Source organism: Paraburkholderia phenazinium, from assembly GCF_900141745.1.
Lineage (GTDB): Bacteria > Pseudomonadota > Gammaproteobacteria > Burkholderiales > Burkholderiaceae > Paraburkholderia > Paraburkholderia phenazinium_B.
In genome coordinates, this window is record NZ_FSRM01000002.1 from 3,278,843 (window position 1) to 3,304,850 (window position 26,008).

26 protein-coding genes and 1 pseudogene are annotated in these 26,008 nt (G+C 61.1%); 8 read left to right on the forward strand and 19 right to left on the reverse strand.

Annotated features, from left to right (window positions below):
- Positions 1-153 precede the first annotated feature (153 nt).
- Both BUS06_RS34535 and BUS06_RS34540 read left to right on the forward strand, forming a co-directional pair.
- Positions 154-729, forward strand: coding sequence for an ANTAR domain-containing response regulator (locus tag BUS06_RS34535; RefSeq protein WP_074268742.1), 576 nt, complete (start codon positions 154-156; stop codon positions 727-729).
- 10 nt (positions 730-739) lie between these two features.
- Positions 740-1,888: a CmpA/NrtA family ABC transporter substrate-binding protein gene (locus BUS06_RS34540; RefSeq protein ID WP_074268743.1), complete on the forward strand. Its 1,149-nt coding sequence runs from the start codon at positions 740-742 to the stop codon at positions 1,886-1,888.
- 54 nt (positions 1,889-1,942) lie between these two features.
- On the opposite strand, the gene BUS06_RS34545 is transcribed toward BUS06_RS34540, so the two are convergent.
- From BUS06_RS34545 to BUS06_RS34585, 9 genes are all read right to left on the reverse strand, one after another.
- Entirely contained in the window at positions 1,943-2,341 is a 399-nt protein-coding gene (locus tag BUS06_RS34545) for a HEPN domain-containing protein (RefSeq protein WP_254369052.1), read from the reverse strand.
- Positions 2,335-2,691 (reverse strand): nucleotidyltransferase domain-containing protein, encoded by a 357-nt coding sequence (locus BUS06_RS34550; protein WP_074268744.1) that lies wholly within the window; start codon positions 2,689-2,691, stop codon positions 2,335-2,337. The genes BUS06_RS34545 and BUS06_RS34550 overlap by 7 nt, the downstream gene beginning before the upstream one ends.
- Positions 2,692-2,826: 135 nt before the next feature.
- Positions 2,827-3,189: a BON domain-containing protein gene (locus tag BUS06_RS34555; protein WP_074269485.1), complete on the reverse strand. Its 363-nt coding sequence runs from the start codon at positions 3,187-3,189 to the stop codon at positions 2,827-2,829.
- Between the two features lie 169 nt (positions 3,190-3,358).
- Positions 3,359-4,795: an efflux transporter outer membrane subunit gene (locus BUS06_RS34560; protein WP_074268745.1), complete on the reverse strand. Its 1,437-nt coding sequence runs from the start codon at positions 4,793-4,795 to the stop codon at positions 3,359-3,361.
- 8 nt (positions 4,796-4,803) lie between these two features.
- The gene (locus BUS06_RS34565; protein ID WP_074268746.1) at positions 4,804-6,378 is read right to left on the reverse strand and encodes a DHA2 family efflux MFS transporter permease subunit; all 1,575 of its coding nucleotides are present in this window, start codon (positions 6,376-6,378) and stop codon (positions 4,804-4,806) included.
- An 18-nt stretch (positions 6,379-6,396) separates the two neighbouring features.
- The gene (locus tag BUS06_RS34570) at positions 6,397-7,503 is read right to left on the reverse strand and encodes an HlyD family secretion protein (RefSeq protein WP_074268747.1); all 1,107 of its coding nucleotides are present in this window, start codon (positions 7,501-7,503) and stop codon (positions 6,397-6,399) included.
- 75 nt (positions 7,504-7,578) lie between these two features.
- Entirely contained in the window at positions 7,579-8,010 is a 432-nt protein-coding gene (locus BUS06_RS34575) for a MarR family winged helix-turn-helix transcriptional regulator (RefSeq protein ID WP_074269486.1), read from the reverse strand.
- Between the two features lie 162 nt (positions 8,011-8,172).
- Positions 8,173-9,108 (reverse strand): LysR family transcriptional regulator, encoded by a 936-nt coding sequence (locus BUS06_RS34580; RefSeq protein WP_074268748.1) that lies wholly within the window; start codon positions 9,106-9,108, stop codon positions 8,173-8,175.
- Between the two features lie 135 nt (positions 9,109-9,243).
- Positions 9,244-10,254: a LysR family transcriptional regulator gene (locus BUS06_RS34585; RefSeq protein ID WP_074268749.1), complete on the reverse strand. Its 1,011-nt coding sequence runs from the start codon at positions 10,252-10,254 to the stop codon at positions 9,244-9,246.
- 261 nt (positions 10,255-10,515) lie between these two features.
- Between BUS06_RS34585 and BUS06_RS34590 the strand changes: the two genes are divergently transcribed.
- The 3 genes from BUS06_RS34590 (at position 10,516) to BUS06_RS34600 (ending at position 12,388) form a co-directional block, all read left to right on the forward strand.
- Entirely contained in the window at positions 10,516-11,097 is a 582-nt protein-coding gene (locus BUS06_RS34590; protein WP_074268750.1) for a TetR/AcrR family transcriptional regulator, read from the forward strand.
- Positions 11,098-11,316: 219 nt separating this feature from the next.
- On the forward strand, positions 11,317-11,481 hold the full coding sequence (locus BUS06_RS38455) for a hypothetical protein (RefSeq protein ID WP_254369102.1): 165 nt from the start codon (positions 11,317-11,319) through the stop codon (positions 11,479-11,481).
- 40 nt (positions 11,482-11,521) lie between these two features.
- Positions 11,522-12,388 (forward strand): aldo/keto reductase, encoded by an 867-nt coding sequence (locus tag BUS06_RS34600; RefSeq protein ID WP_217272847.1) that lies wholly within the window; start codon positions 11,522-11,524, stop codon positions 12,386-12,388.
- 90 nt (positions 12,389-12,478) lie between these two features.
- Here BUS06_RS34600 and BUS06_RS34605 read toward each other — a convergent pair whose 3' ends face one another.
- Positions 12,479-13,288 carry an SDR family NAD(P)-dependent oxidoreductase gene (locus BUS06_RS34605; protein WP_074268752.1) on the reverse strand — a complete coding sequence of 270 codons (810 nt, stop codon included), beginning with the start codon at positions 13,286-13,288 and terminating at the stop codon, positions 12,479-12,481.
- Between the two features lie 141 nt (positions 13,289-13,429).
- Here BUS06_RS34605 and BUS06_RS34610 point away from each other — a divergent pair, with 141 nt between their 5' ends.
- Entirely contained in the window at positions 13,430-14,380 is a 951-nt protein-coding gene (locus BUS06_RS34610; RefSeq protein WP_074268753.1) for a GlxA family transcriptional regulator, read from the forward strand.
- A 153-nt stretch (positions 14,381-14,533) separates the two neighbouring features.
- A pseudogene (locus BUS06_RS34615) lies at positions 14,534-15,263 on the forward strand (hypothetical protein).
- An 89-nt stretch (positions 15,264-15,352) separates the two neighbouring features.
- Here the strand turns inward: BUS06_RS34615 and BUS06_RS34620 are convergent.
- The 8 genes from BUS06_RS34620 to BUS06_RS34655 form a co-directional block, all read right to left on the reverse strand.
- On the reverse strand, positions 15,353-16,177 hold the full coding sequence (locus BUS06_RS34620; RefSeq protein ID WP_074268754.1) for an NAD-dependent epimerase/dehydratase family protein: 825 nt from the start codon (positions 16,175-16,177) through the stop codon (positions 15,353-15,355).
- Positions 16,178-16,243: 66 nt separating this feature from the next.
- A complete protein-coding gene (locus BUS06_RS34625) occupies positions 16,244-17,551 on the reverse strand; it encodes an MFS transporter (RefSeq protein WP_074268755.1) in 1,308 nt (435 codons plus the stop codon).
- Between the two features lie 389 nt (positions 17,552-17,940).
- Positions 17,941-18,948: a rhamnose ABC transporter substrate-binding protein gene (rhaS, locus tag BUS06_RS34630; protein ID WP_074268756.1), complete on the reverse strand. Its 1,008-nt coding sequence runs from the start codon at positions 18,946-18,948 to the stop codon at positions 17,941-17,943.
- A gap of 90 nt (positions 18,949-19,038) precedes the next feature.
- Entirely contained in the window at positions 19,039-20,052 is a 1,014-nt protein-coding gene (locus BUS06_RS34635; RefSeq protein ID WP_074268757.1) for an ABC transporter permease, read from the reverse strand.
- Positions 20,045-21,109 carry an ABC transporter permease gene (locus BUS06_RS34640; protein ID WP_074268758.1) on the reverse strand — a complete coding sequence of 355 codons (1,065 nt, stop codon included), beginning with the start codon at positions 21,107-21,109 and terminating at the stop codon, positions 20,045-20,047. The genes BUS06_RS34635 and BUS06_RS34640 overlap by 8 nt, the downstream gene beginning before the upstream one ends.
- Positions 21,106-22,635: a sugar ABC transporter ATP-binding protein gene (locus BUS06_RS34645; protein WP_074268759.1), complete on the reverse strand. Its 1,530-nt coding sequence runs from the start codon at positions 22,633-22,635 to the stop codon at positions 21,106-21,108. Before BUS06_RS34645 ends, BUS06_RS34640 begins: the two co-directional genes overlap by 4 nt.
- A gap of 94 nt (positions 22,636-22,729) precedes the next feature.
- On the reverse strand, positions 22,730-23,623 hold the full coding sequence (locus tag BUS06_RS34650) for an amidohydrolase family protein (RefSeq protein WP_074268760.1): 894 nt from the start codon (positions 23,621-23,623) through the stop codon (positions 22,730-22,732).
- A gap of 17 nt (positions 23,624-23,640) precedes the next feature.
- Positions 23,641-23,964, reverse strand: a complete 324-nt coding sequence (locus BUS06_RS34655) for an L-rhamnose mutarotase (protein ID WP_074268761.1) — start codon at positions 23,962-23,964, stop codon at positions 23,641-23,643.
- Between the two features lie 207 nt (positions 23,965-24,171).
- On the opposite strand from BUS06_RS34655, the gene BUS06_RS34660 reads away from it, so the two are divergent.
- The gene (locus BUS06_RS34660; protein ID WP_074268762.1) at positions 24,172-25,197 is read left to right on the forward strand and encodes a LysR family transcriptional regulator; all 1,026 of its coding nucleotides are present in this window, start codon (positions 24,172-24,174) and stop codon (positions 25,195-25,197) included.
- A gap of 11 nt (positions 25,198-25,208) precedes the next feature.
- Here the strand turns inward: BUS06_RS34660 and BUS06_RS34665 are convergent, their stop codons facing one another.
- The gene (locus tag BUS06_RS34665) at positions 25,209-25,991 is read right to left on the reverse strand and encodes an L-rhamnose 1-dehydrogenase Lra1 (RefSeq protein WP_074268763.1); all 783 of its coding nucleotides are present in this window, start codon (positions 25,989-25,991) and stop codon (positions 25,209-25,211) included.
- Positions 25,992-26,008 lie beyond the last annotated feature (17 nt).

A 26,008-nucleotide genomic window follows, 5' to 3' on the forward strand; every position in this document is an offset into this window, starting at 1 on the left:
GTTGCATGTTCAGCCCAAAACCGCTTACAGCAACGAGCATCAATGGCATATAGCTTGCTTCCAGACTCTCGGCGTCCATCGCCCGCTGACTAAACGGCGAAACCCACAAAGCCTCACCCGACCCGCCAAAAGCCGCCGCCCCCCTGCCGACCCATGCTGCGTGTACTGCTCGTAACCGACACCGATAAGCCGATTGGCGATCTGCGCGAAGCCCTCGCGCGGCTAGGCTACGACATGCTGGCAGGTACGGCGGCCTCGCAGGCGCTGCACAGGAGAGTGGAAAGCGAGCGGCCCGATGTGATCATCATCGACACTGAATCGCCATCACGCGACACGCTCGAACAGCTGGCGGTAATGAACGCGACCGCCCCGCGCCCCGTGCTAATGTTCAGCAACGACACCAACCAGCAACTGATTCGCGACGCCGTAGGCGCTGGCGTCACCGCTTACCTCGTCGAGGGACTTGCGACAGAAAAGCTCGCGCCGATCCTCGAGGTAGCGCTCGCCCGCTTCGCCCAGGAAAGCCAGCTACGCGAACGCCTCGCTCAAGCCGAAAACGAACTGGCCGAGCGCAAGCTGATCGACCGCGCCAAACGTCTGCTGATGGATCAGCAGAAAATGACCGAACACGCCGCGTATGCAAACCTGCGCAAGCGTGCAATGAACCAGGGCGTCAAGCTCGTCGAGGTCGCGCGCCAGATCGTCATGGCCGCAGACTTGCCCAAATAGAGCGTGGCTCATGAACCAACCTGCTCCCATTAGCCAACCCTCCGCACCTATGCGGCTAGAGAAAACGCATCTGCGGCTGGGCTTTGTCTCGCTCGCTGACGCGGCACCGCTCGTCGCGGCGAAGCTGCTCGAATTCGGGCACGCGCATGGCCTGACTCTGGAGTTATTGCGTCAACCGTCATGGGCTGCGCTGCGTGACAGACTGCTTGCTGGCGAACTGGATGCCGCTCACGCGCTGTACGGTCTCGCGTATGGCGTCCAGCTCGGCCTGGGTGGTCCACAAACGGATATGGCCGTCCTGATGGTGCTCAACCGCAACGGTCAGGCCATTACGCTTTCGAACCGCCTTGCCGACGCGTTAAATGAATATCAAACGCTGCCGCGTGCATTGGCGACGCTCGGTCGCAAGCCGGTGTTTGCGCAGACTTTCCCGACCGGCACGCATGCCATGTGGCTCTACTACTGGCTGGCGTCGCAGGGCGTACATCCGTTGCGCGATATCGAAAGCGTTGTAATTCCGCCGCCTTATATGGTCGCGGCGCTGGCCGAAGACCGGCTCGATGGGCTGTGTGTCGGCGAACCGTGGAATGCCGCCGCTGAAGCGCGCGGCGTTGGTCGCACGATCGCGTACAGCAGCGAAATCTGGCCCGACCATCCGGAGAAGGTGCTCGCCTGCCGCCGCGATTTCGTGGACCAGCATCCCCATACGGCGAAAGCGTTGGTGCAGACCATGCTCGAAGCGTGCCGCTGGCTCGACGGCGACGGACATCGCAACGAGATTGCGCGCTGGCTGGTGCGGCCGGAGTTTATCGGTATCGATGAAGCGTTGATTGCAAAGCGGCTAACGCACGATAGCCGATCGCTGACGCCTGGTCGTCTACCGGTGCGGTTTTTCGAAGACGGTACGGTGAACTATCCGAGAGCGGACGATGGCGTATGGTTTCTCACTCAATACGAACGCTGGGGGATGATCGCGCACCGCGACGATTATCGCGAGATCGCAGCGGCGATCAATCAGACCGAGTTGTATCGTGATGCGGCGGAAAGTATGGGTATTGCGATTCCGGCTGAAAGCGTCTCGCGGCGACTGATAGATGGCCGAGTGTGGGACGGTAGCGAACCCGATCGCTATGCGACTGGGTTCGAGATTCATGCGTAACGGGGCGTTCAGCGCCCCTAAAACCGATTTAAGAGCACGGGCTACTCGCTACGCTCACTCTGGCACGTCAATTCGAAACGTCGCCTGCATCTCTACGATGAATAAGTGCGCTTGCTCGACCACCCACGACGCTACCGCCATCTCTACGTTTTCGCCCGTATAGTCCGCTACCTGCCGGATTTCCTGCGCACGATTGAGCGCGCGGCCCCAATCGCGCTGGACCTGCCCCGCCTTCACCAGATGCAGACCAAAAGCAGCGATGACACCGTTATGCGTTCGTACCACGTTTGGATCGACAGGCGCACCGGCGGCCAGAAGTGCTGCGCGAGCTGCATCAAACATCGCGTAGTAGGCGCGATTGCATGCCCCGTTGACGTCGCCGTCGCCGAGCAACAATGCCGCTGACGATGATGCGCGAATCGCCTTCGCCAACAGCTCACGCGCGTTCACCACAAACGCACCCCATCGCTTTCGATATTGCGCAGCAACTCAGGATTGGAATACAACTCGGGATGTGCCCATTCCTCTTCCCAAACGGGAAGCGGTTGAACCCGGATTCCCGTTTCCAGCAGCACATCGAAAGCCAGATCCGCCAGCGTCAATTTGGCGTCCATAAACTCGCCCCTGCTTCCTGGCAGCACAACGGCAATATCGGCATCGCTATCCGGGCGAAACTCGCCCTTCGCGCGGCTCCCGAACAGTATTGCGCCTGTCACCGTAAATGCCTGGGCCGCCCTGTCGAGAAAGGCGAATGCAGTCTGCTTCGTAGCGGAATCAATAGGATGTTCAGTCAGGGTGTGCATATGCCACGCCACATTAGTAACTATTCACTGAGTATCATATAACAGGACACCACGCGGGCGTCGGGCCGGCGGCAACATCAGCAGCGTGGCGAGACAGACACATGGACTCAGTGAGGCGCTTAGCCGCCCGCTCGCCTAACCATTCCCCCCATGAAACAGCGTCAGCTTGTTCGACACCGAATTCACCCCAGACACTGACTTCGCAACCGTTTCAGCCTGAGTAATCTGATCTCCGGTATCGACGCTACCAGACAGCGTCACCGCACCGCTGCGCGCCCGCACATACACATTCGAAACGTTAAACCCCTGGGCCTTCGATAGCGCGCGGCGTACAGCCCGCGCAAGCGCCCGGTCTGCCTTCGAAACGGCTTTTTTGGAACTCGTCATCGAACTGGTGTCTGGTGCGGACATCGCGTCGCTAGCTTGCGCATAAGCGGCAACGGGCATCGCAACCGCCGCTGTCAGACATAAAGCGCTCAAGATTCCGGCTGTCTTCACGTTCATCTCCTGTCATTGCCAATCGTTGGCCAGCGTCATTCGTCTGCGGGAAGGTCTAAAAATTGCCAATTAAACGGGTAGGCGACGCGCCGACCTTGTTCAATCTAATTCATCAGCTAGCAAAGCGAAAGCGCAAAGCGTCCGACAACCGTTATTTTTCCGGCCGTTCTCATTCGCCGGCAGCATGATCGCTGGAAGCAAGCGCTGGTCCCGCCGACTGACTCCACCCGCCCCCAAGCGAGCGGTATAACGCCACCGCCGCCAACGCATGCTCGCGCTTCGCCTGATTCAGCGAATCGGAGTCCTGCAGATACGTCTGCTGCGCCGACAAAACATCGAGGAAGTCCGTCGCGCCGCCTTTATACAACTGGTTCGCCAGCTTGAGCGACTGGTCCGACGCACCCAGCGCATCGTTCAGTTTTTGTGTCGATGCTGTCGTGCTGACCAGATCGCTGCGGGTATCTTCCACTTCCCTGAGCGCCTGCAACATCGTCTGCTGCAGATTCAGCTGCGATTCGCGCATTTTGCTTTCGCTCTGCTGAATATCCGCCGTGATCCGGCCTGCGTTGAAAATCGGACTGCTGGCGTTCAATGCCGCGCTAAACAGGTTATCGGTCAATGTCGGCAAGCCAATATATGAAGCGGCCAGCAAGCCATCGCTCAGATTCAGCTGAAATTTCGGGTAACGCTCCGCTCTCGACACCCCCACTTCCGCGGCACGCTGTTCGACGGTGGCATAGGCCACCAGCACATCGGGACGGCGCAGCAAGGCTTCGGACGGCAGCGTTGTAGGCGCGGCACCTTCCGGGTTAGGAATCGGACCAGGCGTGGCCAGCACCAGCTTATCCACCGACTCCGGCGTGCGGCCCGAATACACGGCAATCAGGCTCAGCTCATGTTCGATCGTCGATCGAGCGCGTGGGATTCGCGCCTGCAGTTCATCCAGTTGATTCTGTGCACGAGCGACATCGAGTTGCGTCGACAAGCCGTACTTGAGACGTTCCTGAGTCAATTGCAACGCACGTTGCCGGATTATCTGGTTATCCTGCAGAATCTGCAGTTCCGATTGCGCCCAGCGCAGATCGACATAGGCCGATGCGGTGTTGGCTGCGAGCGCAAGCCGCAGTGCATCCTCGGCATGCTGTTGTCCGACCAGTTGCGCCTGGGCCGCCAGCAGATCGAGCCGTTCTCCGCCGAACACATCGGGCGACCAGTTCAGCGCGAGACCTGCGCCGCCCTCACGCACGTAGCCGAGCGGCGGCGGCGTGTTGATACGGCTATCGGCAGCGGTCGCGGTCGCGTCGAGTTCCGGCAGCAGCACCGCGTGTTTCTGCGTGGTAATCGCTTGCGCCTGCTTGACACGCTCCGCGGCGGCCTGCAGATCCAGGTTGCCGGTCAGCACAGCGTCCACCAGTTCGTCGAGTACCGGATCGCCGAACTGCGCCCACCAGGTCTTTGCATCGACAGCGTCCTTCGGTGCTTCGACGCTCCAGCTAGCCGGTGCGACGGTTCTCACCGTGGCCGGCAAATCAGCGTGAGTAGCCGGCTGAACCGCACATGCGGCCAGCGAAACACAAGCCATAATTTCTATCAGAAGCTTTTTCATGATTGGCCTCAATGTGCGTCAGGCGGCGGCGCACTGTTAGAGAAAGGTTTGGAAAACAGCACACTTGCTATCGCCACGATGAAGCACAGCGACAGCACATAGAAGGTGTCCGAGTAGGTCAGCACCAGGGCTTCGCGCAACACCAGTGCGTGAAGATTGGCGAGCCCGGACTGGGTCGTGTTGAGCACATCGCCTGCCACGGATGACCAATGCGCGGTTTGCTCGGTCAGCAAGGACTCGACTTGCGGACTGCCAGTCGTGACGCTTTCGTTGAGCCGCAGATAGTGGAAGTTGAGGCGGTCGTTGAGCATGGTCGCACTAACCGCAATGCCGATCGCGCCGCCCAGATTTCGCATCAGATTGAACAGTCCACTGGCTGACTTCAGCCGCGACTGGGGTAGCGATCCGAGCGCCATCGTGACAATCGGTGGCACTGCGAACTGCTGACCGATGCCGCGCAAGGCCTGCGGCAACAGCAGTTGCTGCCAGCCCCAATCGTGCGTCAGCGGTACATACAGGTAACAGCCGAGGCCGAAGCAGATCAACCCGAACAGCAACAACAGGCGCATATCGACAAAGCGCGCCACCATTGCATAGACCCCGAGGGCGAACAACTGGAATACTCCAACCGAAAGCAGCGCGATACCGATCTGCAGCGAACTGAAGCCGCGAACTTGGCCGAGAAATTCAGGCGTGAGAAACACCGCCACAAAGATCCCGATTCCGGTGATGAATGACAGCAAGCTGCCGATGCCGAAATTCCTCACCACCAGCGCGCGCAGATCGACGATGGGGTCATCGGTCGTCAGCGCATGCACGAGAAAGAGAAAGCCGCAGATCGCCGAAATCCACGTACAGGTAATGATGATGTGATCGCCGAACCAGTTCTTGCGCGGACCTTCTTCCAGCACATATTCGAGGCAGCCGAGAAATCCGCTCATCAGCAGGATTCCCAGGTAATCGCCCTTCTTCAGCAACGACAGGTCGGGCTTATCGACATTCACATACTTCGGCACCAGCGCAGCCACCACGACACCAGGCACGACGTTCAGATAGAACAGCCAGTGCCACGACCACTGATCGGTGATCCAGCCGCCGATTACCGGCCCGATCGCCGGCGCAAGCGAAGCCAACGCGCCGATCGTGGTAGACGCAACCAGCCGCTGCTTGCCGGGGAACAGCACGAAAGCCGTGGTGAATACCGTCGGGATCATCGCTGCGCCCATGGCACCCTGGAGGCCGCGAAACAGGATCATCGAGTTGATGTCCCAAGCGATGCCGCACAGCATGCTGGTAATGGTAAAACCCACCGCAGAGGCGACGAACAGCCAGCGCGTTGAAAACACTTTGGAAAGCCAGCCGGACATCGGAATCACGAGAATTTCCGCGATCAGATAAGCCGTCTGGACCCACGACAACTCATCCTGACTCGCAGAGAGGCCGCCGCCAATGTCCCTCAACGAGGACGCGACGATCTGGATATCCAGGGTTGCCATAAAAAATCCCAGACACATGAGTGCGAATGCAAACACGCGTTGCCGCATCGGCTGGGAGGCCGGATCGAGGGGATGAGCGCTTGTCATGATGTTGGCCTTGTCCGCTCAATGAGCGCTCGATGCTTGCGAGCCGTCCGCAAGATGCACTTCGACGGTCGCAGACAGACCGGGGCGCAACACGTTCTCCATGCCGCGCGGCACGTTCAGCCGAATCCGCACCGGTACGCGCTGCACGATCTTGGTGAAGTTGCCGGTCGCGTTTTCGGGCGGCAGCACGCTGAAGGTAGCGCCGGTAGCAGGCGCCAGGCTTTCGACATAGCCGTGCACGGGGATGCTCGATGCGTCGAGCGCCACGTCGGCCTTGTCGCCGATCCGCATCTTCCTGAGCTGATCTTCCTTGAAGTTCGCGTCCACCCAGAGATCGGTGGACGGCACCACCGTCAGCAAAGGTGCGCCGATATTGGCCAACATACCGACCCGCGCGGTGCGGTTGCCGATATAGCCATCCACCGGCGAGCGGATCGTCGTGTATTCGACGTTCAGTTGTGCGACCCGTTGCGCGGCCAGCGCCGTGTTGACGCGTGCCTGCGCATCGGCGATCTGCGCGCCCAGCACATCCAGTTCGCGTTGAGCAGCAAGCACCGCTGCCCCACTGCTTTGCACCGCGGCCTGTGCCTTGGAGAAATCCGCGTCGGCACGCTCGACAATCTGGTTGGACACGGCGTCGTCCTTGACCAGTTCGCGGTAACGCGTCTGGTCCTGAGCGCTACGCGTCAGTTCAGCCGAAGAGGCCCGCACTTCCGCCTGGTGCTGGTTGATCACCGCCGCCTGCAAGACCTGTTGTGCCTGCAACTCCGATACGGCGGCACGGGCGCTATCCACTTCTGCCGTGGCCTGCGCAAGCCTGGCGTCATAGTCGCGCGCGTCCAGCCGGATCAGCACCTGGTTTGCGCTGACGTGCTGGTTGTCCTGCACAAGGATGTCCGTGACGAAGCCGTTGACCTTGGGCGCCATCACCGTCACGTTGCCGCCGACGTAGGCATCGTCGGTAGATTGCTCGAAGCGCAGGACAAGGAACCAGTAGCCCGCAGCGGCGGCAAGGACCACCGCCACGAGACCATAGGCAAGGCGCATCCATGGAATGCGCCTGCCCTTGGCAGCTTCGGTAGGGGCCGCGGGAACGACCGGAACGGGTGTTGAAGGACTCGACATGTTTTCACCTGTGTATATGCACAAAATTGAATGGAAAATTGCCTTTACTGCCTGGGCCAACGGCCCAATCTTTCTTTAAGCCTTCGAAACGTCGCGGGTCAGACGGAACAGTTCGCGTCGGAGCATGGCAGCCTGCTGCGGTCCAAATTTGCGCTCAAACTCGTCCTGAGCGGCCAGCCAATGCACCATCGCTTCATCCAGCCTCGCGCGACCGCAGGCGGTCAGCACCAGTTGCAGACGCCGGGCGCCCTGTCCATCCGGTTCATTGGCGATCAGACCGTTTCGAAGCAAAGGCCTGAGCGCGCGTACCAGCGTGGTTCGATCCATCACCATCGCCTGTGCGAGTTCGAGCATCGTCAGGCTCGCGCCGTCCCGCAGCGCGGTGAGGATGCTGAACTGCGTCGGTGTGACTTCTGCTTCAGACAAATGCCGCTCGTAAAGCTGGGAGATATGGCGGGCGGCTTGCCGGATCGCGAAGCAGTCGTCGTTTTCGGGTGATGTGTGCATGTGCACAGATTAGAGATGCAGACTTGCCGGAGCAATCTCCTGGGCACATCTGATTGTTGTGATTGCGACAAGAATCCAGTCGGCAAGCGGCTTGGGCTGGTTGGGCGCGTCGGCGTCAGCCCTAGTGAGCCCGATTATCGGCCTACGGTTAAATCGTCCGACCTATGCCCTGCCCTTCAGATCCGATGCTGCCTCGACGGCCAGCACATCGGCAAAGAACTCCGCCGCGTGTTCGACAAACGCCTTGACCTTGGCAGGCAACAGCGTGCGCGTGTTATACGCGAGCCGCAGATCGACCACGGCATCGATGAGCTCGAATTCTTCGAGAATGCCTACCAGTCGTCCGCCAGACAGCTCGGCCTGGGCCAGGCCTGCGGGCAAGACGCCAATCCCAAACCCCTGCAGCACCATCTCCCGGTTGAATACCGCGTTATTCGAGGCGATATCGTATCTGAGCGGTACCGTCAAATCCTCGGCGCCAAGCCGGAAGGTTAGCTGGGGCTTGCGAAACGCCGGCGAGAGCACGACCACCATGTGCTCGGTCAGCTCCGACGGATGCGTCGGTCGCGAATGCTGCTTCAGATAATCCGGCGTCGCGACGATGGCAAACGGCATGCGCTCGAGCAGCCGCGTGACAACCGTGTCGGAACTCAGCATAAAAGGCAGCACGAGACCAAGGTCGAAGCCGTCAGCGACCAGATCGACGGGCCGCTCCGTGAGCGTGACGTCAAGACTTACCTTGGGATGCTTGAGCTTGAAGCTGGAGACCAGCGGCACCAGCCGGTTGACGGTGGCGGTGGTATGCGCGACGAGGCGCAGCACGCCGCTCGGCTCGCGGGTCTGCGCAGACGCGTCGGCTTCGAGCGCTTCGAGATCGTCGAGAATCCGCGCACAACCTTCGTAGAAGTGTTCTGCCGCTTCGGTCAGCGAAACCTGTCGCGTAGTCCGGTTGAACAGACGGCTGCCGAGACGGCGTTCGAGTCCGGAAATGGAGCGCGACACGATCGGCGTGGTCAGGCCGAGCATGTCCGCGGCACGCGTAAAGCTCCTGGATTCGACGACGGCACGGAAGACTCGCAGACTCTCCAGATAATCCATAGGTCACCTCGTGGTGGGCTCGACGAAGAGCAGTTGGCGGCGTGGGCCCGCAGGCCTACGCCACCAACTTGCTCAATGGAGCGTCAGGAGATTACCGCATAGTTGGGCCCGGCTGGACAAGCTGTGCTCGTCAGCTCAGACCGCCAACTCCAGATCATCCGCAGCCACCACTGGGGCACTGCGCCGGATAGCCGGTTCAGCAGCAACGGTCGGCAGGCAACGCTGTTCGGCATCTTCCTGACCCGAGAACAGCGGGCAGCGTCCAAACAGCTCCGCCACCCAGTCGACGAAAACCCGCACCGTAGGCGACAGATGCCGGTTATGCGGATACACCGCCGAGATCGGCAGCGGCGACGGCTGCCATTGCGACAACACCTCGACCAGTTCGCCGGAACGCAGATGAGGCAACGCCATAAACCGCGGCGCCTGCAGGAGACCCACCCCTTTCAGGCCGCTCGCGACGTAAGCTTCCGCGTCGTTCACGGCGATATTGCCGCGCATCTTCACATCGACGGTTTGCCCGTCGACGCCAAAGCTCAGATCCATCACGCGCCCGGTGCGGCCCAGGAAGTAGTTAACGGCGACATGATCCTGCAGATCTTCGATCGTCCGCGGCGTACCGCGTTGTTCGAGATAAAGCGGGCTCGCCACCGTCACGCGCTGAAACACCCCGATACGTCGCGCGACGAGACTCGAGTCCTGCAGGGTGCCAATGCGGATCACGCAGTCCACGCCTTCCTGAATCAGGTCGACGGGTTTGTCGCCGAAGCCCACCATCAGTTCGATGTCGGGGTAGCGCTCATGAAACTCGTCGATCTTGGGCATCACGACCAGCTTGCCGAGCGCGCTCGGCATATCGACGCGCAACTTGCCGCGCGGCGTCCTTCTCGCCTGCGACAAGGAGCTTTCCGTTTCCTCAATGTCCGCCAGGATGCGCACGCAACGTTCGTAATAAGCGGCGCCATCCGGCGTGAGGCTCAGGCGCCGGGTCGTGCGCTGTAACAGCCGTACTTTCAGATGCGCCTCGAGATTCTGGATGATCGTAGTAACCGACGCACGCGGCAGATCCAGCGTGTCCGCGGCACGCGAAAAGCTGTTCGTATCGACAACCCGCGTGAACACTTTCATTGCCTGAAGCCGGTCCATATTCCGATCCCTTTGAATTCTGACGTTTGCCCGTCTACCCGGGCAGAGTTTGCAAGGCCGGCGGCGCGATAAGCCGCGCACCATGAGCGCGCACGATAAAAATTCGTGATTTTCCACCAACCAATACGACTGTCCGTATTAAAATTGAACCGATAATGGATGTCAAGGATTCCCCTGGTATCCAGCGGGATAAGGTTCCGGCTTCTCCAGCGGCCGTTTCCGTTGACGCCCCAATATGGACGACCGTACAATTTCCTGACCATGCCAAGACCCTCACACCGCGGAAAAATCCTTACCGAAGGCCTCAAGGTTGTCCATGAACGAGGCTTCGCGGGCGCTAGCGTGCGTGACATCGTCCAGGCCGCGGGCGTTCCGCAAGGGTCGTTCACGAACCACTTTGCCTCCAAGGAAGCGTTCGGTCTCGAGGTTCTCGAGCTTTACTTCGCCAATAGCCGCCAGGTCCTGGACGAGACGCTGCGCAACGATGCGCTTGCGCCGCTCAAACGGCTGGGCGACTACATCGACTGGAACATCTCCCGCCTTTGCGTGAACCAGACGCGCAACGGTTGCCTGCTCGGCAAATTTGCCCTGGAGGCAAGCGACTACAGCGATGCGATTCGCCATCGCGTCGTGGAGATCTTCGCGGAGCAGCAGCAATGCCTCGAATACTGCCTGGCGTCGGCGGTTAAAGCAGGTGAATTGCCGGCGGATTTCGATTGCAATGATGTCGCTGGCTTTATCGTCGCCTCGCTTCAGGGCGCGTTTATGCTCGCCAAGGCACAACGCAGCGCGCAGCCGGTGGTCCGTTTCAGGCATGTCCTGTTTTCGAAAATCCTGCGCTGAAGAAACATACGGCGCGCCGCCGTATTCGCGGCGCTCGATGTCCTGCCCCGCGTAAAGATATCGTCGGCTCGCCGGCGTATCTGGCCGAGCGCGGCACGCCTGCCACGCCGGAAGATCTGCTGAACCACGCCTGTCTGCAGCATCGCTTTCAGTCGACCGGCAAGCTGCGTGCCTGGCTTCACCGTACGCGAACCATTGCGACGTGGAACACTCGTGCATGTGCTGCAAGAACTGCCCGGCAATCCCGGTGTACTGCGAGCGTTATGGCCTTCCGGCCGGCATCTCTCGCCGAAGATTCGTGTCTTCGTGGACTTTATGGGCGAGCACCTGTTTCCCTCCTCAGACGCCAGGCAACAAGACGGCTCGCCGGTTGAGTTTCGTTAAATCTTTTAGACTCACGACATTCACCATAAGGAGACGAGCAATGAGCGATCTGAGCAATCCGTCGGCAGAAGCGTCGGGTACTTTCAAACTGGGCGGCGAAGTCGAGATCCATCGTCTGGGATACGGCGCCATGCGCATTACGGGCCCGGGTATCTGGGGACCGCCTGACCATCCGGCCGAGGCAGTGCGCACATTGCAGAGCCTGCGCGAGCTCGGCGTGAATTTCATCGATACGGCGGACTCTTACGGCCCCGATGTGTCCGAGCAGCTCATCCGCGAAGCGTTGCATCCGTACACCGATCTGCTGATTGCGACGAAGGCCGGGCTGCATCGACCAGGACCGGATCGCTGGGAGCCGGATGGCCGTCCGGAACATCTGCGGCAGAGGCTGCAGAAGAGCCTGCAGAATCTGGGCGTCGAGCAGATTGCTCTATGGCAACTGCATCGGATCGATCCGAAGGTGCCGCGCGACGAACAGTTCGATGCAGTCCGTTCGTTGCAGAACGAGGGGTTGATCCGCTTTGCCGGCTTGAGCGAAGTATCGGTCGACGACATTCAGGCTGCCTCGAAGTATTTCAAGGTCGCGACGGTGCAGAACCGCTACAACCTGTCCGATCGCGCCAGCGAGGACGTGCTCGAACACTGCGAAAAACACGGCATCGGTTTTATTCCTTGGTATCCGCTCGCAGCCGGCAGTCTGACGCAAGCGGACTCGCCGCTACAAAAAATGGCGGCCGCACGCAACGTCAGCGCGGGCCAGATTGCACTGGCGTGGCTGCTCAAGCGCAGCCCTGTGATGTTGCCGATTCCGGGGACGTCGAAGCGCACCCATCTTCGCGAGAATGTGGCCGCCGCGGAGATCAGTCTGAGCGATCGGGAGTTCGCTGAACTGGAAGCGCTGCGCTAATCACGTAAAGCCGTGCCGCGTCGGCAAGCAAAGCCCGGGCACGGATAAAGGAGCCGCGAACACCGCGGCTCCTTTGCTTCAAGCAGTACTTCAAGCGGCACTCTTCACGCCGTAACGCGCAGCCGGCTCACTGCGGGACAGGTTCGGTCCCAGCGCGGCGCGCGCCGCTTCGAACGCGGCCCAGTCGGCCGCATCGGGCAGCGACGGAACCGTGGCCAGTTCGCCCTGATCCAGTCCCGCGAGCGCTGCGTCGACGAGATCGTCCGCGCTCATCACGATGCTCTGCGGCAGGTTCTCAACGGGGTGGCCCGCGACGTCCCAGAACTCGGTGCGAGTCGCACCTGGCAGCACCGCTTGCACGCGGACACCCTTCGCCGCCAGCTCATGGTGCAACGACTGGCTGAACGCCAGCACGAATGCCTTGGTGCCGCCGTACACGCCGTTCAGGATTTCCGGCGCCACCGCCACGATCGAAGCAATATTGACGATCGTGCCCGTTCCCCGCGCGACGAACGCCGGCGCAATCGCATACGTCAGCCGCGTAAGCGAAGTGACGTTCAGATCGATCATCGCTTCCATGGTGTCCACGTCGGAAACGAGCAGCGGGCCGGCACCGCCGATCCCTGCATTGTTCACCAGCATCGTGATGCTCGAATCGCTGCGCAGAATCTCTTCGATGCGCCGCACGTCGGCCTTGTTACCCAAGTCCGCTGCAACCACTTCGATCGAACGGCCCGTCGCGCTCGTCAGACGATTAGCCAGCTTGTCGAGCCGTTCGCGGTTGCGCGCCACCAGAATCAGATCGTAACCGCGGTGGGCAAGGCGATCTGCGTAAATCGCACCAATTCCGGAAGAAGCGCCGGTAATCAACGCTGTGCCCTTGTGTGTCGTGTCGTTCATCAACTTTCTCCGTTAGCGCCAACCCATGTCGGCCTGCATGGAACGAAGATTAAGCGTAGACTCGGAAGTCTCAAATGTCATAGATGCCACTTTTTAGGACATCACTTTGACCATCGGTGCGAAACGCCCAGGGAATCCATCATGTTGCGTATTGGAATCGTGCTGTACCACGGCTTCCAGGTCATCAACCTGGCTGTCACGACGGTCTTTGAATTTGCCAACGTGACGGCTAGCGAGCCCCTCTATGAGTTCGTGCTGCTGTCCGAGCATGGCGGCCCAGTGCAGACCTCGACCGGCTTCGCGGTCGAGACGCAGCCATTCGACGACAGCCGTTTCGATACCGTGCTGGTGGTCGGCGATAACGAAGTGATCGAACCCGGCGCAGCACTGATCGCCTTTTTGCAGCGCTCGGCGCAGACCTCGCGGCGCATCGGCTCGACCTGCACTGGTGCGTTCAATCTTGCGCAAGCGGGTCTGCTCGACGGACGACGCGCAACCACCCACTGGTTTTTCGCGGCGCGCCTGCGTCAGGACTACCCCGCGGTGAAGCTGGAGGAAGACCGCATTTTTATCATCGACGGCCCGGTGTGGACCTCTGCGGGCATGACGGCGTGCATCGATCTGGCGCTGGCACTCGTTGAAAAAGATGCTGGGGCCGAGATCGCGCGACTGGTGGCGAAGAAACTCGTCGTCTATCACCGACGCGCGGGCGGCCAGTCGCAGTATTCAGCGCTGCTCGAGCTGGAGCCGCGCTCCGACCGGATTCAGATGGCGCTCGCCTATGCGAAACAGAATCTTCATACCGAACTGTCGGTCGAGCAGCTTGCCGAAGCGGCCCATTTGAGTCCACGGCAATTCAGCCGCGCGTTTCGGGCGGAGACCGGCCAATCGCCGGCAAAGGCGGTCGAGCATCTGCGCATCGAGGCGGCGCGTCTGATGCTCGAGTCGGGTCTGCATCCCATTGAAGTCGTGGCGCGCGATACCGGCTTTGGCGATCGCGAACGGATGCGGCGCGCGTTCCTGCGCGCGTTCGGGCAACCGCCACAGGTGATACGGCGCGCTTCGCGCGGCGATGAATCGCGCCATTTGTGACACCCATGTCCGCAATGTTCGGAACGTGAGCCTGTTTTTCCCGCTGCACGATCGGCATAGAGTTCTCGTCAAGGCAACGGACTTTCCACACTCTCAGGCAAAAACCTGGCGGAACGTCCACCGTGCTAAACCAGATCTCAAGCAGAGGGAATCATGTCCAAACTCTTTACCGGCGTTCGAGTCGGCCCATATGAATTCGCGCACCGCGTGGTGCTCGCTCCGCTCACGCGCATGCGCGCCGAAGACGGCGCCAAACCAGGCCCTCTGATGGCCGAATACTACGCGCAACGTACTTCCGAAGGGGCATTGCTGATCAGCGAAGCCACTATCGCCGCTGCGAACGGCAACGGTTATCTTGGCGCACCGGGTCTCTTCGACGACAGCCAGATCGCCGGCTGGCGCCTTGTGACCGATGCTGTGCATGCCAAGGGTGGCAAGATCTTTCTACAGCTCTATCACGCCGAGCGGCTCGTGGGGCGATATGTCGGACAGCGATCCGGTTGGCCTTTTCAGTTACGTGGCAGAGCAACTGGACAAGCTGGATCTGGCTTACCTGCATCTGATCGAACCGCGGGTGCTGGGGAATGTCGACGATGAAAGCAAGGATCAGCGCCCAGTGGCGGCACAACTGATCCGCCAGCATTACAAAGGCACGATTATCGCGGCGGGTGGCTTCAAGGGCGATACGGCCGAGGCTATCGTCAAGGCTGGCGACGCGGACCTGGTTGCCTTCGGACGGGACTTCATCGCCAACCCGGATCTGCCTGCGCGTCTACGTGACAAGCTGCCGCTGAATCCGTACGATCGCCCGACCTTCTTCGGCGGCACGGAAGCCGGCTATACCGACTATCCGTTTTATAGTGAGGAAGCCTTAGCGGTCTGAAAGCGCGGAGGATACCGGTGAGGCGGCGGTGACGGCACAGAACTGCCTCACCGCCGTCGCCTCCCCGGCGGCGCTACCCGAGAATCGACTCAAGACTGCGGCAGCCCGACCACGTACATCCCACCCTGAAACTGCTGCGCGGGATCGTCGAATTCCTCAGTCGGCGCCTGAACCGGAAACAGCCCATCGAACTCGGCGGAACTGTCCTGCGGCCGATAACCCAAAAACGCAGCCTTGCTGTTATCCCACCACAAGACCCGGTTGTTCGACACGCCGTACACAATCGCATGCCCCACGCGATTCGTGAACAGCGAGCAGCGCACCAGTTCGATAAAGTCGCGGTAGCTCAGATAGGTCACCAGCATGCGCGGGTTTTTCGGTGCTTCGAACGAAGAACCGATCCGCATGCACACCGTCTCCAGACCGAAGCGGTCGAAGTAGTAGCGCGACAGCGATTCGCCAAAGCACTTCGTCACGCCATAGAGACTATCCGGACGCAGCGGGGAATCCGCATCGAGCACAGACGTGGTTGGATGAAAGCCGATTGCGTGATTGGAGCTCGCAAACAGCACGCGCTTCACGCCATGCTTCTGCGCCGCGGCGTACAGGTTGTAGACGCCGCGAATATTCGCTTCGAGAAGATCGTCGAAGCGCGCATCCGTGGAGATGCCGCCCAGATGCACGACAGCATCGACGCCCTCGAGCAACGCGTCCACCGCTGCACGGTCTGCAAGATCGAGCACGACGTGCTCTTCGTGCGCAGCCGCTTCGCCCATTGGCGCGATATCGGACAGACGCACCACATCCGCCCATTGCGCCAGCGCGCCGCGCAACTGCCGGCCGAGATTGCCGGCCGCACCGGTCAACAAAAGCCGTTTAAAGGGCTTACCCGTCGATTCCTGCTGATTGCTCATCCTGCGACTTCTCCGATTCTGCCACCGCCGTCCAGCAGGCCGTGGCCGGACAGAGGTAGCGGTTGCTTATGCGCGTGCCGCGTCGGCACCGCGCGGAACTGCATCGGCGGCGCGCTGCTGCGGCTCGGCCGGTTCTTTCAACACGAGCCATACTACGACGGCCCCGATAAGATCGAAACAGGCGAGCGAGACAAACAGCGGGTCATAACCGACCAGCGCCACCAGTACACCCACCGCCAGCGAAAACAGCGTGGCGCCGGCGTAACCGGCCATCCCCGTCAAGCCGGTGGCAGTTGCGACATCGTTCTTGCCGAACACGTCGGAAGCGAGAGTGTAAAGGGCGCCGGACAGCGTCTGATGCGCAAACCCGCCGATACAGAACAGCGCGATAGCGACATACGGGCTGGTCACCAGACCGATGCAGGCAGGTCCGATCATACACAACGAACCCGTCACCACCACCAGTTTGCGCGAGGTGATCAGCGAGGTGTTGAAGTGCTTCTGATACCACGGCGCGAGATAACCGCCCAGCACGCAACCGATATCAGCCGCGAGGAACGGCAGCCACGCGAACATCGCGATCTCTTTCAGATTCATGTGACGCACGCTCACCATATAGAGCGGAATCCAGAAATTGAAGGTCTGCCAGGCCGGTTCGGCGAGAAAACGCGGAATCGCGATACCCCAGAACGCGCGGCGCTTGACGATAGCGCGCCATGAGGGGCGGGCAGCCGTCGCCGTCTTGTGTTGCGCTTCCTGGCCTTCAAGGATGTAATCGCGCTCGCTATCGGACAGGCGTGGCTGATCTTTCGGCGCACGGTACAGCAGCAGCCACAGCACGCTCCACACAAGCCCAAGCACGCCGATCGACACGAACGCCATACGCCAGTTGCCGTGCAGCACCCACCAGACGACGAGCGGCGGCGCGATCACCGCCCCGATCGACGAGCCGATGTTGAACCAGCCCGTAGCAATCGAACGCTCTTTGGCGGGAAACCATTCGGAGGTGGCCTTGAGGCCGGAGGGAATGCCGGCCGCTTCGGTCAGACCGAGCATGCCGCGAAACACTGCGAGCGAAATCCAGCCGTTGGCCGCGCCGTGCAGCATGCAGGCGCCGGACCACGCGATGGCGAACAGCGCGAAGCCGATCTTGGTGCCGACCACATCGAGCACGTAGCCGGCCACCGGTTGCATGATCATGTACGCGCCCTGGAACGACGCGACGATATACGAGTACTGCGCGGTCGAAATGCTCAGCAGCCGGTTCATTTCCGGCGCGGCCACCGCCAGCGAATTGCGCGCAATGTAGTTGACGATCAGACCCGAGGTGACGAGTCCAATCATCCACCAGCGCATGCCTCTAACCTTGCCCATTTGCTCCTCCGGAGTGCCGCCGTGTGCTGACGTGCTGTTTAATTTGGTGTGCGGCGTCTGCTTGTCGCGGATCGCACCGCGGACGCACCACCATGCAGCGTCGCACCATGGACGCCAAGATAATCAACCGGGGGAATAGTTGTCAAGCAACATTGAAGTTGAATGATTTTGGCCGAAGGGTTAATCGCTATTTTTGGTTATATTTACGTCTTACTTGACAGATTTTATAGCCCACTTAGGCGATCAAACGGCTAACCGGGTGTTTACCCGCAATGTATTTTTGCCAAACAACTTTGCAAGGTTCGCGAATAGTTCCTTCCGATAGCAAAAACGCCCCGAAGGGCGTTTTGCCAGGCACAACCGCGTGCCCTCTTCCTGACGCTTGAGCGTTAGAAATTGAAGTTGTCGATATTGCTCGAATCGAACGTGGTCGGCGGTCCAAGAATGATTTCGCCCTGCGGCCCGATGGTGCGCTTGCCGAGCTTACCCGCGGCGAACGACTCGCCTTCCTTGCCGGTAATCGTCCCCGAAGCGAGCGCCGCAGCGGCATAGGCAGCGAGGTACCCGAGCTGGTTCGGATCCCACAACTGGAACGCTTTCACCGTGCCGTTCTTGACGAACGCGCGCATCTGGTTCGGCGTGCCCAGGCCGGTCACATCCACTTTGCCCTTGCTGGACGACGTCGAGATGTAGCGTGCCGCCGCCGCAATGCCTACCGTCGTCGGCGCAACGATCGCCTTCAGATTCGGGTAAGCCTGCAGCAGACCCTGAGTCTCGACGAACGACTTCTGGTCATCGTCATTGCCGTAGGCAATTTTCACGAGCTTGATCTTCGAGTATTCCGGCTTCTTCAACTCCTCCTGCATCCATTTGATCCAGGTGTTCTGGTTCGTCGCATTGGGCGTGGCCGAGAGAATCGCAAACTCGCCCTCGCCGCCCATCAGCTTCGCAACCAGTTGGACCTGCCCGCGCCCGATGCCTTCCGCGTTGGCCTGATTCACAAACAGTTGCCGCCCTTCCGGCGCCGTATCCGAGTCGAACGTGACGACCTTGATGCCCTGCGACATCGCCTTCTTAAGATAAGGCACGACCGCGTTCGCATCATTGGCGGCGATCACGATCGCATCCTGACGCTGCGTGATCAGCGTATTGATGTATTGCACCTGGGACGATGCGCCCGCATCCGACGGCCCCACCACCTTGCCGACGCCGCCGAATTCCTTGATCGCGGCCATACCGCCGTTATCGGCGATCACCTCGTACGGGTTGTTGATCTGCTTCGGGATGAATGCAATCTTCAGGCCGCTCTTGAGATCGGCCGCGCCTGCTGCGAGGCTGATGCCCAGCAGCGTGGCGCAGAGCGCGACGGCTCCGGCCTGACGTAGGGGTTTGAACATGAAGTGTCTCCTGGCTAGATAATCGGACGTTAATGCGTCCGGGTTGTTGATATCAGGAACGGCACACCGTACAACAGCCGTACGGCAAAACTAGGACGCCGACGACCTGGCGATAAACCGCCGGTCGCGCATCGCGCGCCAGCGGGCCACCAGATTGGGGATCAGCACCGACGCCAGCAGCAGCACGCCGGTGACGATCGTGAGCGTTTCGCTCGAGACGTCATCGAGCGTCAGCGCGTTTTTCAGCACGCCGATAATCAGCAGCGACAGCAACACGCCGACCATCGAGCCGCGCCCCCCAAAAATGCTGACACCGCCAAACAACACCGCCGCGATCACGGAAAGCTCGAAACCCTCGCCATTGTCGCCACGCGCGCTGGTAAAGCGCAGCGTATAGACGACGCCGGCTAGCGCGCTCATCGCGCCCGACATCACAAACAGGCGCAAGCGGATCTTCGCCACTTCGATACCGGAGAACGTCGCGGCGGTCGGATTGGCGCCGATCGCGTAGAGGCTGCGGCCAAACGCCGTGGCCTGCAACAGCACCGTGAAAATCACGGCGCCGACGATCACGATCACAAATGGCAACGGGATAAACGTCGGGCCAAGGTTGTTCATGCCAAAGGCCGTGTAGCCAGCCGGAAAATCCGCGACCGCCTGATCGCCGAGCAGCACATAAGCGAGGCCGCGAAACAGCGCGAGCGTACCGATCGTCACAGCAAGCGACGGCAGGTTCAGCTTGACGATCACGAGGCCGTTCAGCAGCCCGGCCAGCGCGCCGACGATCAGCACCAGCACGATCACGACCGGCATCGGCAGACCCATATGCCACAGCACGCCCATCAGCGCACTCGATGCCCCGAGCACCGAAGCCACCGAGAGATCGATTTCAGCGGCGACGATGATCAAGGTCATCGGCAGCGCCATCAGCGCGATTTCGGTGAGATCGGCGAGGACGTTGCTGATATTGGCGCCGGTCAGAAACACCGGCGACAACACGCGGCCCAAGGCCAGCGACAACGCCAGCACAATCACAAGCAGCACTTCCCAGCGCAACGGCGTCTCGCGTTTGCGGGTCAGCAGCGCGGAATCGGGTTTAGCCATGATCGCGTTTCCTTATCATGCGTTTGGCGACGGAGCGGGCCAGCAAGGTATCGGCTGCGATCGCCACGACGATCAGCGCGCCCTGAATAGCCTGCTCCCAGAATGGCGACACGCGCAGCACCACCAGCGCGATACTGATCACGCCCAGCACCAGCGCACCCAGTGTCGCGCCGAGGATGGTGCCGACACCACCCGTAATCGCGACGCTACCCACCACGGCTGCGGCTACCACCTGCAGTTCGATACCTTTAGCAGTACTGGCATCCACAGTGCCGAAACGCGCGAGCCATAGCGCGCCCGCAAAGCCCGCAATCGCACCGGACAATAGAAAGCCCGACATCACGCGCCGCTCGACATTGACGCCCGCGAGCCGCGCCGCTTCCGGATTCGAACCGATCGCATAGTGCTCACGGCCGGCGCGAAACTGCTTGAGATACACCGACAAGCCGATCAGCACCACAATGGCGATCAGGGCGAGCGTCGGCACGCCGAAGAACACGCCGGTCGCAAGCCGCGAATAGGCATCGGGCAAACTGGTCGCATTGATCTGTCCGCCATGCACCCATGCATAGTCCGCGCCGCGGAAGATATAGAGCGTCGACAGCGTGGCGACCAGCGACGGCACGCGCCCTACCGCCACCAGCAGCGCATTGATGCCACCCGCTACCAGGCCGATCGCGAGACCAGCCGCCAGCGCCACGATCACCGGCATATGCGGAAACGCGACATACAGACTGCCAACCGCATAGGCGCTGATACCGACCGTCGATCCCACTGAGAGATCGATATGCCGCATCAGGATCACGACCGTCATGCCGGCCGTCAGCAAGCTGATAATCGACACATTCAGCAGCACGTCGCGCAGATTCTGCAGATTCAGAAACTGCGGCCGCGCGAGAGCGGTGCCTACGATCAGCAATATCAGCACGACAAACAGCGTGGTTTCGCGGCTTTTTGCCAGTGCGGAAACCAGTCCGCCCGTTTTCGCAGGCGGACCACCGGCGACGGGAGGCCGCACTGGCGCCGGATGAGGATGAGTATGGGAGTGGCGCATCATGCGGCGTGCCCTAGTGGGTTCACAGGCTGGCCTAGCGCGGCGCCCATGATCCGTTCTTCGTTCGCATCGGCGCGTGCAATCTCGGCGCTGATACATCCTTCGTGCATCACCAGTACGCGGTCGGCCATGCCGAGCACCTCTGGCAATTCGCTAGAGATCATCAGCACGGCCATGCCGTTCGTGACCAGTTCCGCCAGTGCGCTATACACCTCCGCTTTGGCGCCGACGTCGATGCCGCGCGTGGGTTCGTCGATGATCAGGACCTTTGGGTCGGTCGCGAGCCATTTGCCGAGCACGACCTTCTGCTGGTTGCCGCCCGAGAGCGTGCCGACCGGTGCATTGGCATCACCTGCTTTCAGACGCAGACGCGTGCCCCACTGCGCCGCAAGTTGCGTTTCGCTGCGCGTGGAGATGAGTCCGTGTTTGACGAGGCGCCCGAGCACCGTCATCGACGCATTGCGCGCGATGCTCAGTTCAAGCGCCAAACCTTGCTGACGACGGTCTTCCGGCACCAGCGCTAAGCCGGCGCGCACTGCTGCGGCGGGGCGTCCGGTGGCAAGCGGTTTACCGGCAATCCACACCTCACCCGCGTCGAGCGGATCGATACCGAAGATCGCCCGCGCCACTTCACTGCGTCCCGCGCCAACCAGACCCGCCAGCGCCACGATTTCACCCGCGCGGACTTCGAACGAGATGTCCTTGAACACACCCAACCGCGTCAGTCCACGCACCGACAAACGCACTTCTCCCGGCGCGACATCCGCCTTCGGGTAGAAGCTCTCCAGATCGCGCCCGACCATCTTGGCCACAATCGCCGCCGTTGTGAGATCCGCGGTAGGCGCGTCGAATACCTTGGCACCGTCACGCATGATGGTGACGTGCTGCGTCAAGGCAAACACTTCGTCGAGACGGTGGGTAATAAACAGGATCGCGACATCGCGTTCACGCAGCTTGCGCACGATCGCAAAGAGCCGCTCCACCTCGGTCAAGGACAACGCCGCGGTCGGCTCATCCATGATCAGCACGTTCGCGTTCAGCGACAGCGCCTTGGCAATTTCAATCACCTGCTGATCGGCGATCGACAACCCGCGTACGAGTTGATCCGCCTGCAGATCGACGCCGAGCGATGCGAGCAGGCCATTCACTTCGCTGCGCATCGCGTCGTACTGAATCCGTCCAATACGGTCCACCGGCTGGCGGCCCATGAAAATATTCTCGGCAATCGAGAGATCGAAGAACAGCGTGGGTTCCTGATAGATCACCGCGAGACCGGCATCGCGTGCCGCGGCGGGCGTCGCAAAGCTCTGCGCGACGCCATCGATCAGAATCTCGCCGGTATCCGGTTGATGCACCCCGGCAAGAATCTTCACCAGCGTCGATTTGCCCGCGCCGTTTTCGCCGAGCAGCGCATGCACTTCGCCCGGCAATAGCTTGAGGTCGCCGTCGGATAACGCGCGCACCCGCCCGAACGATTTGCTCGCATGCCGCAGTTCAAGCCGGGGCGTAGCGGTTGTCTGTTGCTGCACTGCCTGTCTCCTCCATCATGCGGCGTCGTAAGCGCGCCGCGTTTCATCGCGGATGCTGTGTTGCCACGTCGCCGGGTGACGACGTCAATCCGCATCAGATCCGGTACACGCGCTCCGCGTTGCGGCGAAACAGCGCGTCCCTTTCGGCAGCGCTTGCATCCGCAACGATCGATGCGTAGCCGCGCCAAAGATCTTCATACGAGCCAAACAAACGGTCCACCGGGAAATTCGATGCAAACATCGCGCGCTCGACGCCAAACGTATCGATCGTCTCGAGCACATAAGGACGCAGGCTTTCCACCGTCCATTGGTGATCGAACATCGCGAAGCCACTGAGTTTCACGGTCACGTTCGGGCAGCCGGCCAACTTGCGCATGCCGTCGCGCCATGCGCGGTATCCGGCCACGCTACTGCGGTCAACGAACATTCCCGCGTGATTGATGATGAACTGCGTATCCGCGTGGGCCTGGGCCAGCGCCACAGCCTCGTCCATCTGCGACGGATAGATTTGCATATCGAACGACATGTCATAGCGCCGCAACAGCGCGAAATTCTCGCGCCATACGGAATCGCGCATCAGATGGCGCCCGATGTAGTCGAACAGCTTGTTCTCGTGCACGTTCAGGATCTGCCGAATGCCGCGCGTATTCGCAAAGGCCGCGTGCCCTTCTAAAACCTGCGCGGCATTCGGCGCAGAGAGATCAACGCCCGCGACGATGCCATTCGGCATGCCGCGCGACCCAGCCTCATTCGCGAGGCCTTGCAACCAGCGAGTCTCCTCGACCGGATCGGCGGGGTCGTGATTCGCCTCCACGTGCACCACTTTCAGAATCTGGATCTCGCCCGCTTCGCGCAGCAGATCCGCCAGCAGATAGTCGTGCTTGAGTTCGCGCGCGTCCCCAACAAACGACACGCCCGGATTCGCAAGCCACGGGTAATGGTGCGTCTTCAGATCCCACAGATGGATATGCGGGTCGACAACTTGCATGGAATAGCCTCCTCGCTTCAACCCGCCGACTGCAGATGAAACACCGGCTCCAGCGCCTGCTGCAGCGGCGTGTGATTCGGGGCGGTCTGCATGATGTCGGCCATGTGATCCCACCATTTGCGCATGACTTCGAGCTCGGGCAAACGGTCCATATGATGATCGGGGGTACGTGTCAGGATGGCAAAGAGGTGGTGGGTGCCCCCGTCGAAGAAGATGCGGTAGTCGCGCACGCCCGCCTGCTGCAACGCATCAACCAGCTCGGGCCAGATCTGCTGATGCCGGCGCTCGTATTCGTCGCGCATGCCGGGGTTTAGCACCATCCGGAAAGCGATTGTCTCCATTGCGGCCTGTCTCCCGTGTTGGGTTTTGATCTGCCGGGGCGCTTTCTGGGGGAAGCGTCTGAACCGACTATAATTCCTCGATCGATAGCATCTCAATCCGTTGTTGGGATTGGGCGATCCAGAAACCGGATCGCATGCCCGGCGATTGCATTTGCAAGCCGTGCCTTCCGATGCACTTTTCACCGTATCTGTCACCGCATTTGCCCAATGAGCCAGAACGCTGCCACCGTCGCCCTCGTCAACCGGCTCAAATTCAAGCATCTGGCGCTGCTGGTCGCGCTCGACGACGCCCGCAACCTGCATCAGGCCGCCGATGCGGTCAATGTCGCGCAACCCAGCGCGTCCCGCATGCTGGGCGATATCGAGGAAGCGTTCGGCTTCCTGCTGTTCGAGCGCAACGCGCGCGGCATGCAGCCCACCTCGCTTGGCGTCGTCACCCTCGCCTATGCGCGCCGCGCGCTGGCGGAGCTGACCCGCTTTGCCGAAGACCTCGACGTCAAACGCAAAGGCGGACATGGACAGCTGACCGTGGGCGCCATCATGGGCGCCGCGCCCGACCTGCTGGCCATGGCGGTCGCCGCGCTGAAGACGGAACGGCCGCTGCTCAATGTGCGCATCCTCGGTGAAACCAGCGATCAGGTGGTCCAGTTGCTGCACCGCCGCGAAGTGGACCTGGCGCTTGGCCGGCTGACCAGCCCCTTGCAACACAACGACTTCAGCTTCGAACCGCTCGCCCGCGAAACCTTGATGCTGGTGGTGCGCGCCGCTCATCCGCTGGCGCAGCGCTCGGCCATTACCTTGCGCGAACTGATCGACTGGCCGTGGGTCGCGCAGCCCGTAACAAGTCCGGCGCGCGTGCTGTTCGAAGAGGAACTGGCCCGCGCGGGGCTCGCCACGCCGGTCAATCTGACCGAATGCGCCTCGATCTTCGCCACCCTGCAATTGCTCGAAAACTACGACGCCGTCGCGATGCTGCCCGAATCCGTCGTGCGCGATCACGTGCGCGGCAAACTGCTGGTGGCGCTGCCCGTCGAAATCGGCAAAAGCCTGTCCGGCTTCGGCATTCTGACTCGCAAGGAAGAAGCGCTCGCTGAACCCGCGCTGCATTTCATCGACCTGCTGCGTAGCGTCTCGCATCAGCTTGCCCGCGACGCGAATGCGCAACCGGAAAGCAGCAAGGGAGCAGCGGTCGCAGTTCCCGCCGGTCACATTGCGCCGCTGCCCGCCCACTGAGCCTCGCACGTTCACTGCAGGTTGACGAACAGACCGCCGTCTACCAGCAATGCCGCGCCCGTCACATAGCGGGCGTAGTCCGAGGCGAGGAACACCACGCAGTCTGCGACATCCTCCGGACGCCCTAGCCTGCCTAGCGGTATCCGTTTCTCGAAGTAGGCTTTCTTGCTTTCGTCGGCAAGGTCCTCGGCATTCAGATCCGTTGCGATGGTGCCCGGCATCACCGAGTTGCAGCGGATGCCATACGGTCCCAACGCGATCGCGCATGACTGCATCAGCGAATGCACGCCGGCCTTGGTCGGTGTGTAATGGGTCTGCATACCGCCGCCCACCAGCGCGCTGATCGAACTGGTCGCGACGATCGCGCCGCCTGTTCCCTGCGCCTTCATCTGCTGTGCCGCGGCCTGCGTCACAAAGAACGCGCCATTCAGGTTGACCCCAACCGTCGTTTCCAGCACCTCCGGCGGCATGTCGAGGAACGCGTGAAACGGACAGATGCCCGCGTTGCTCGCCAGCACGTCGACCTTGCCGAACGCTTCCACCGTGCGGCGCACCAGCTCCGTGCCGGTTTCATGCGCGGCCACGTTGCCTTCCACTGCCAGCGCGCGCCGGCCCAGTGCCTTGATCTCGGCCAGCACTTCTTCGACGGCCGAGCGGCGTCCGTACGACGCGTCGTTATCGCCCCAGTAGTTGATCGCCACATCGGCGCCTTCGCGAGCGCAAGCCACCGCGATGGCCCGGCCGATGCCACGCGATCCGCCTGTGACGATCACCACCTTGTCCTTGAGCAGCACTTCTTTCTCCTTGATCG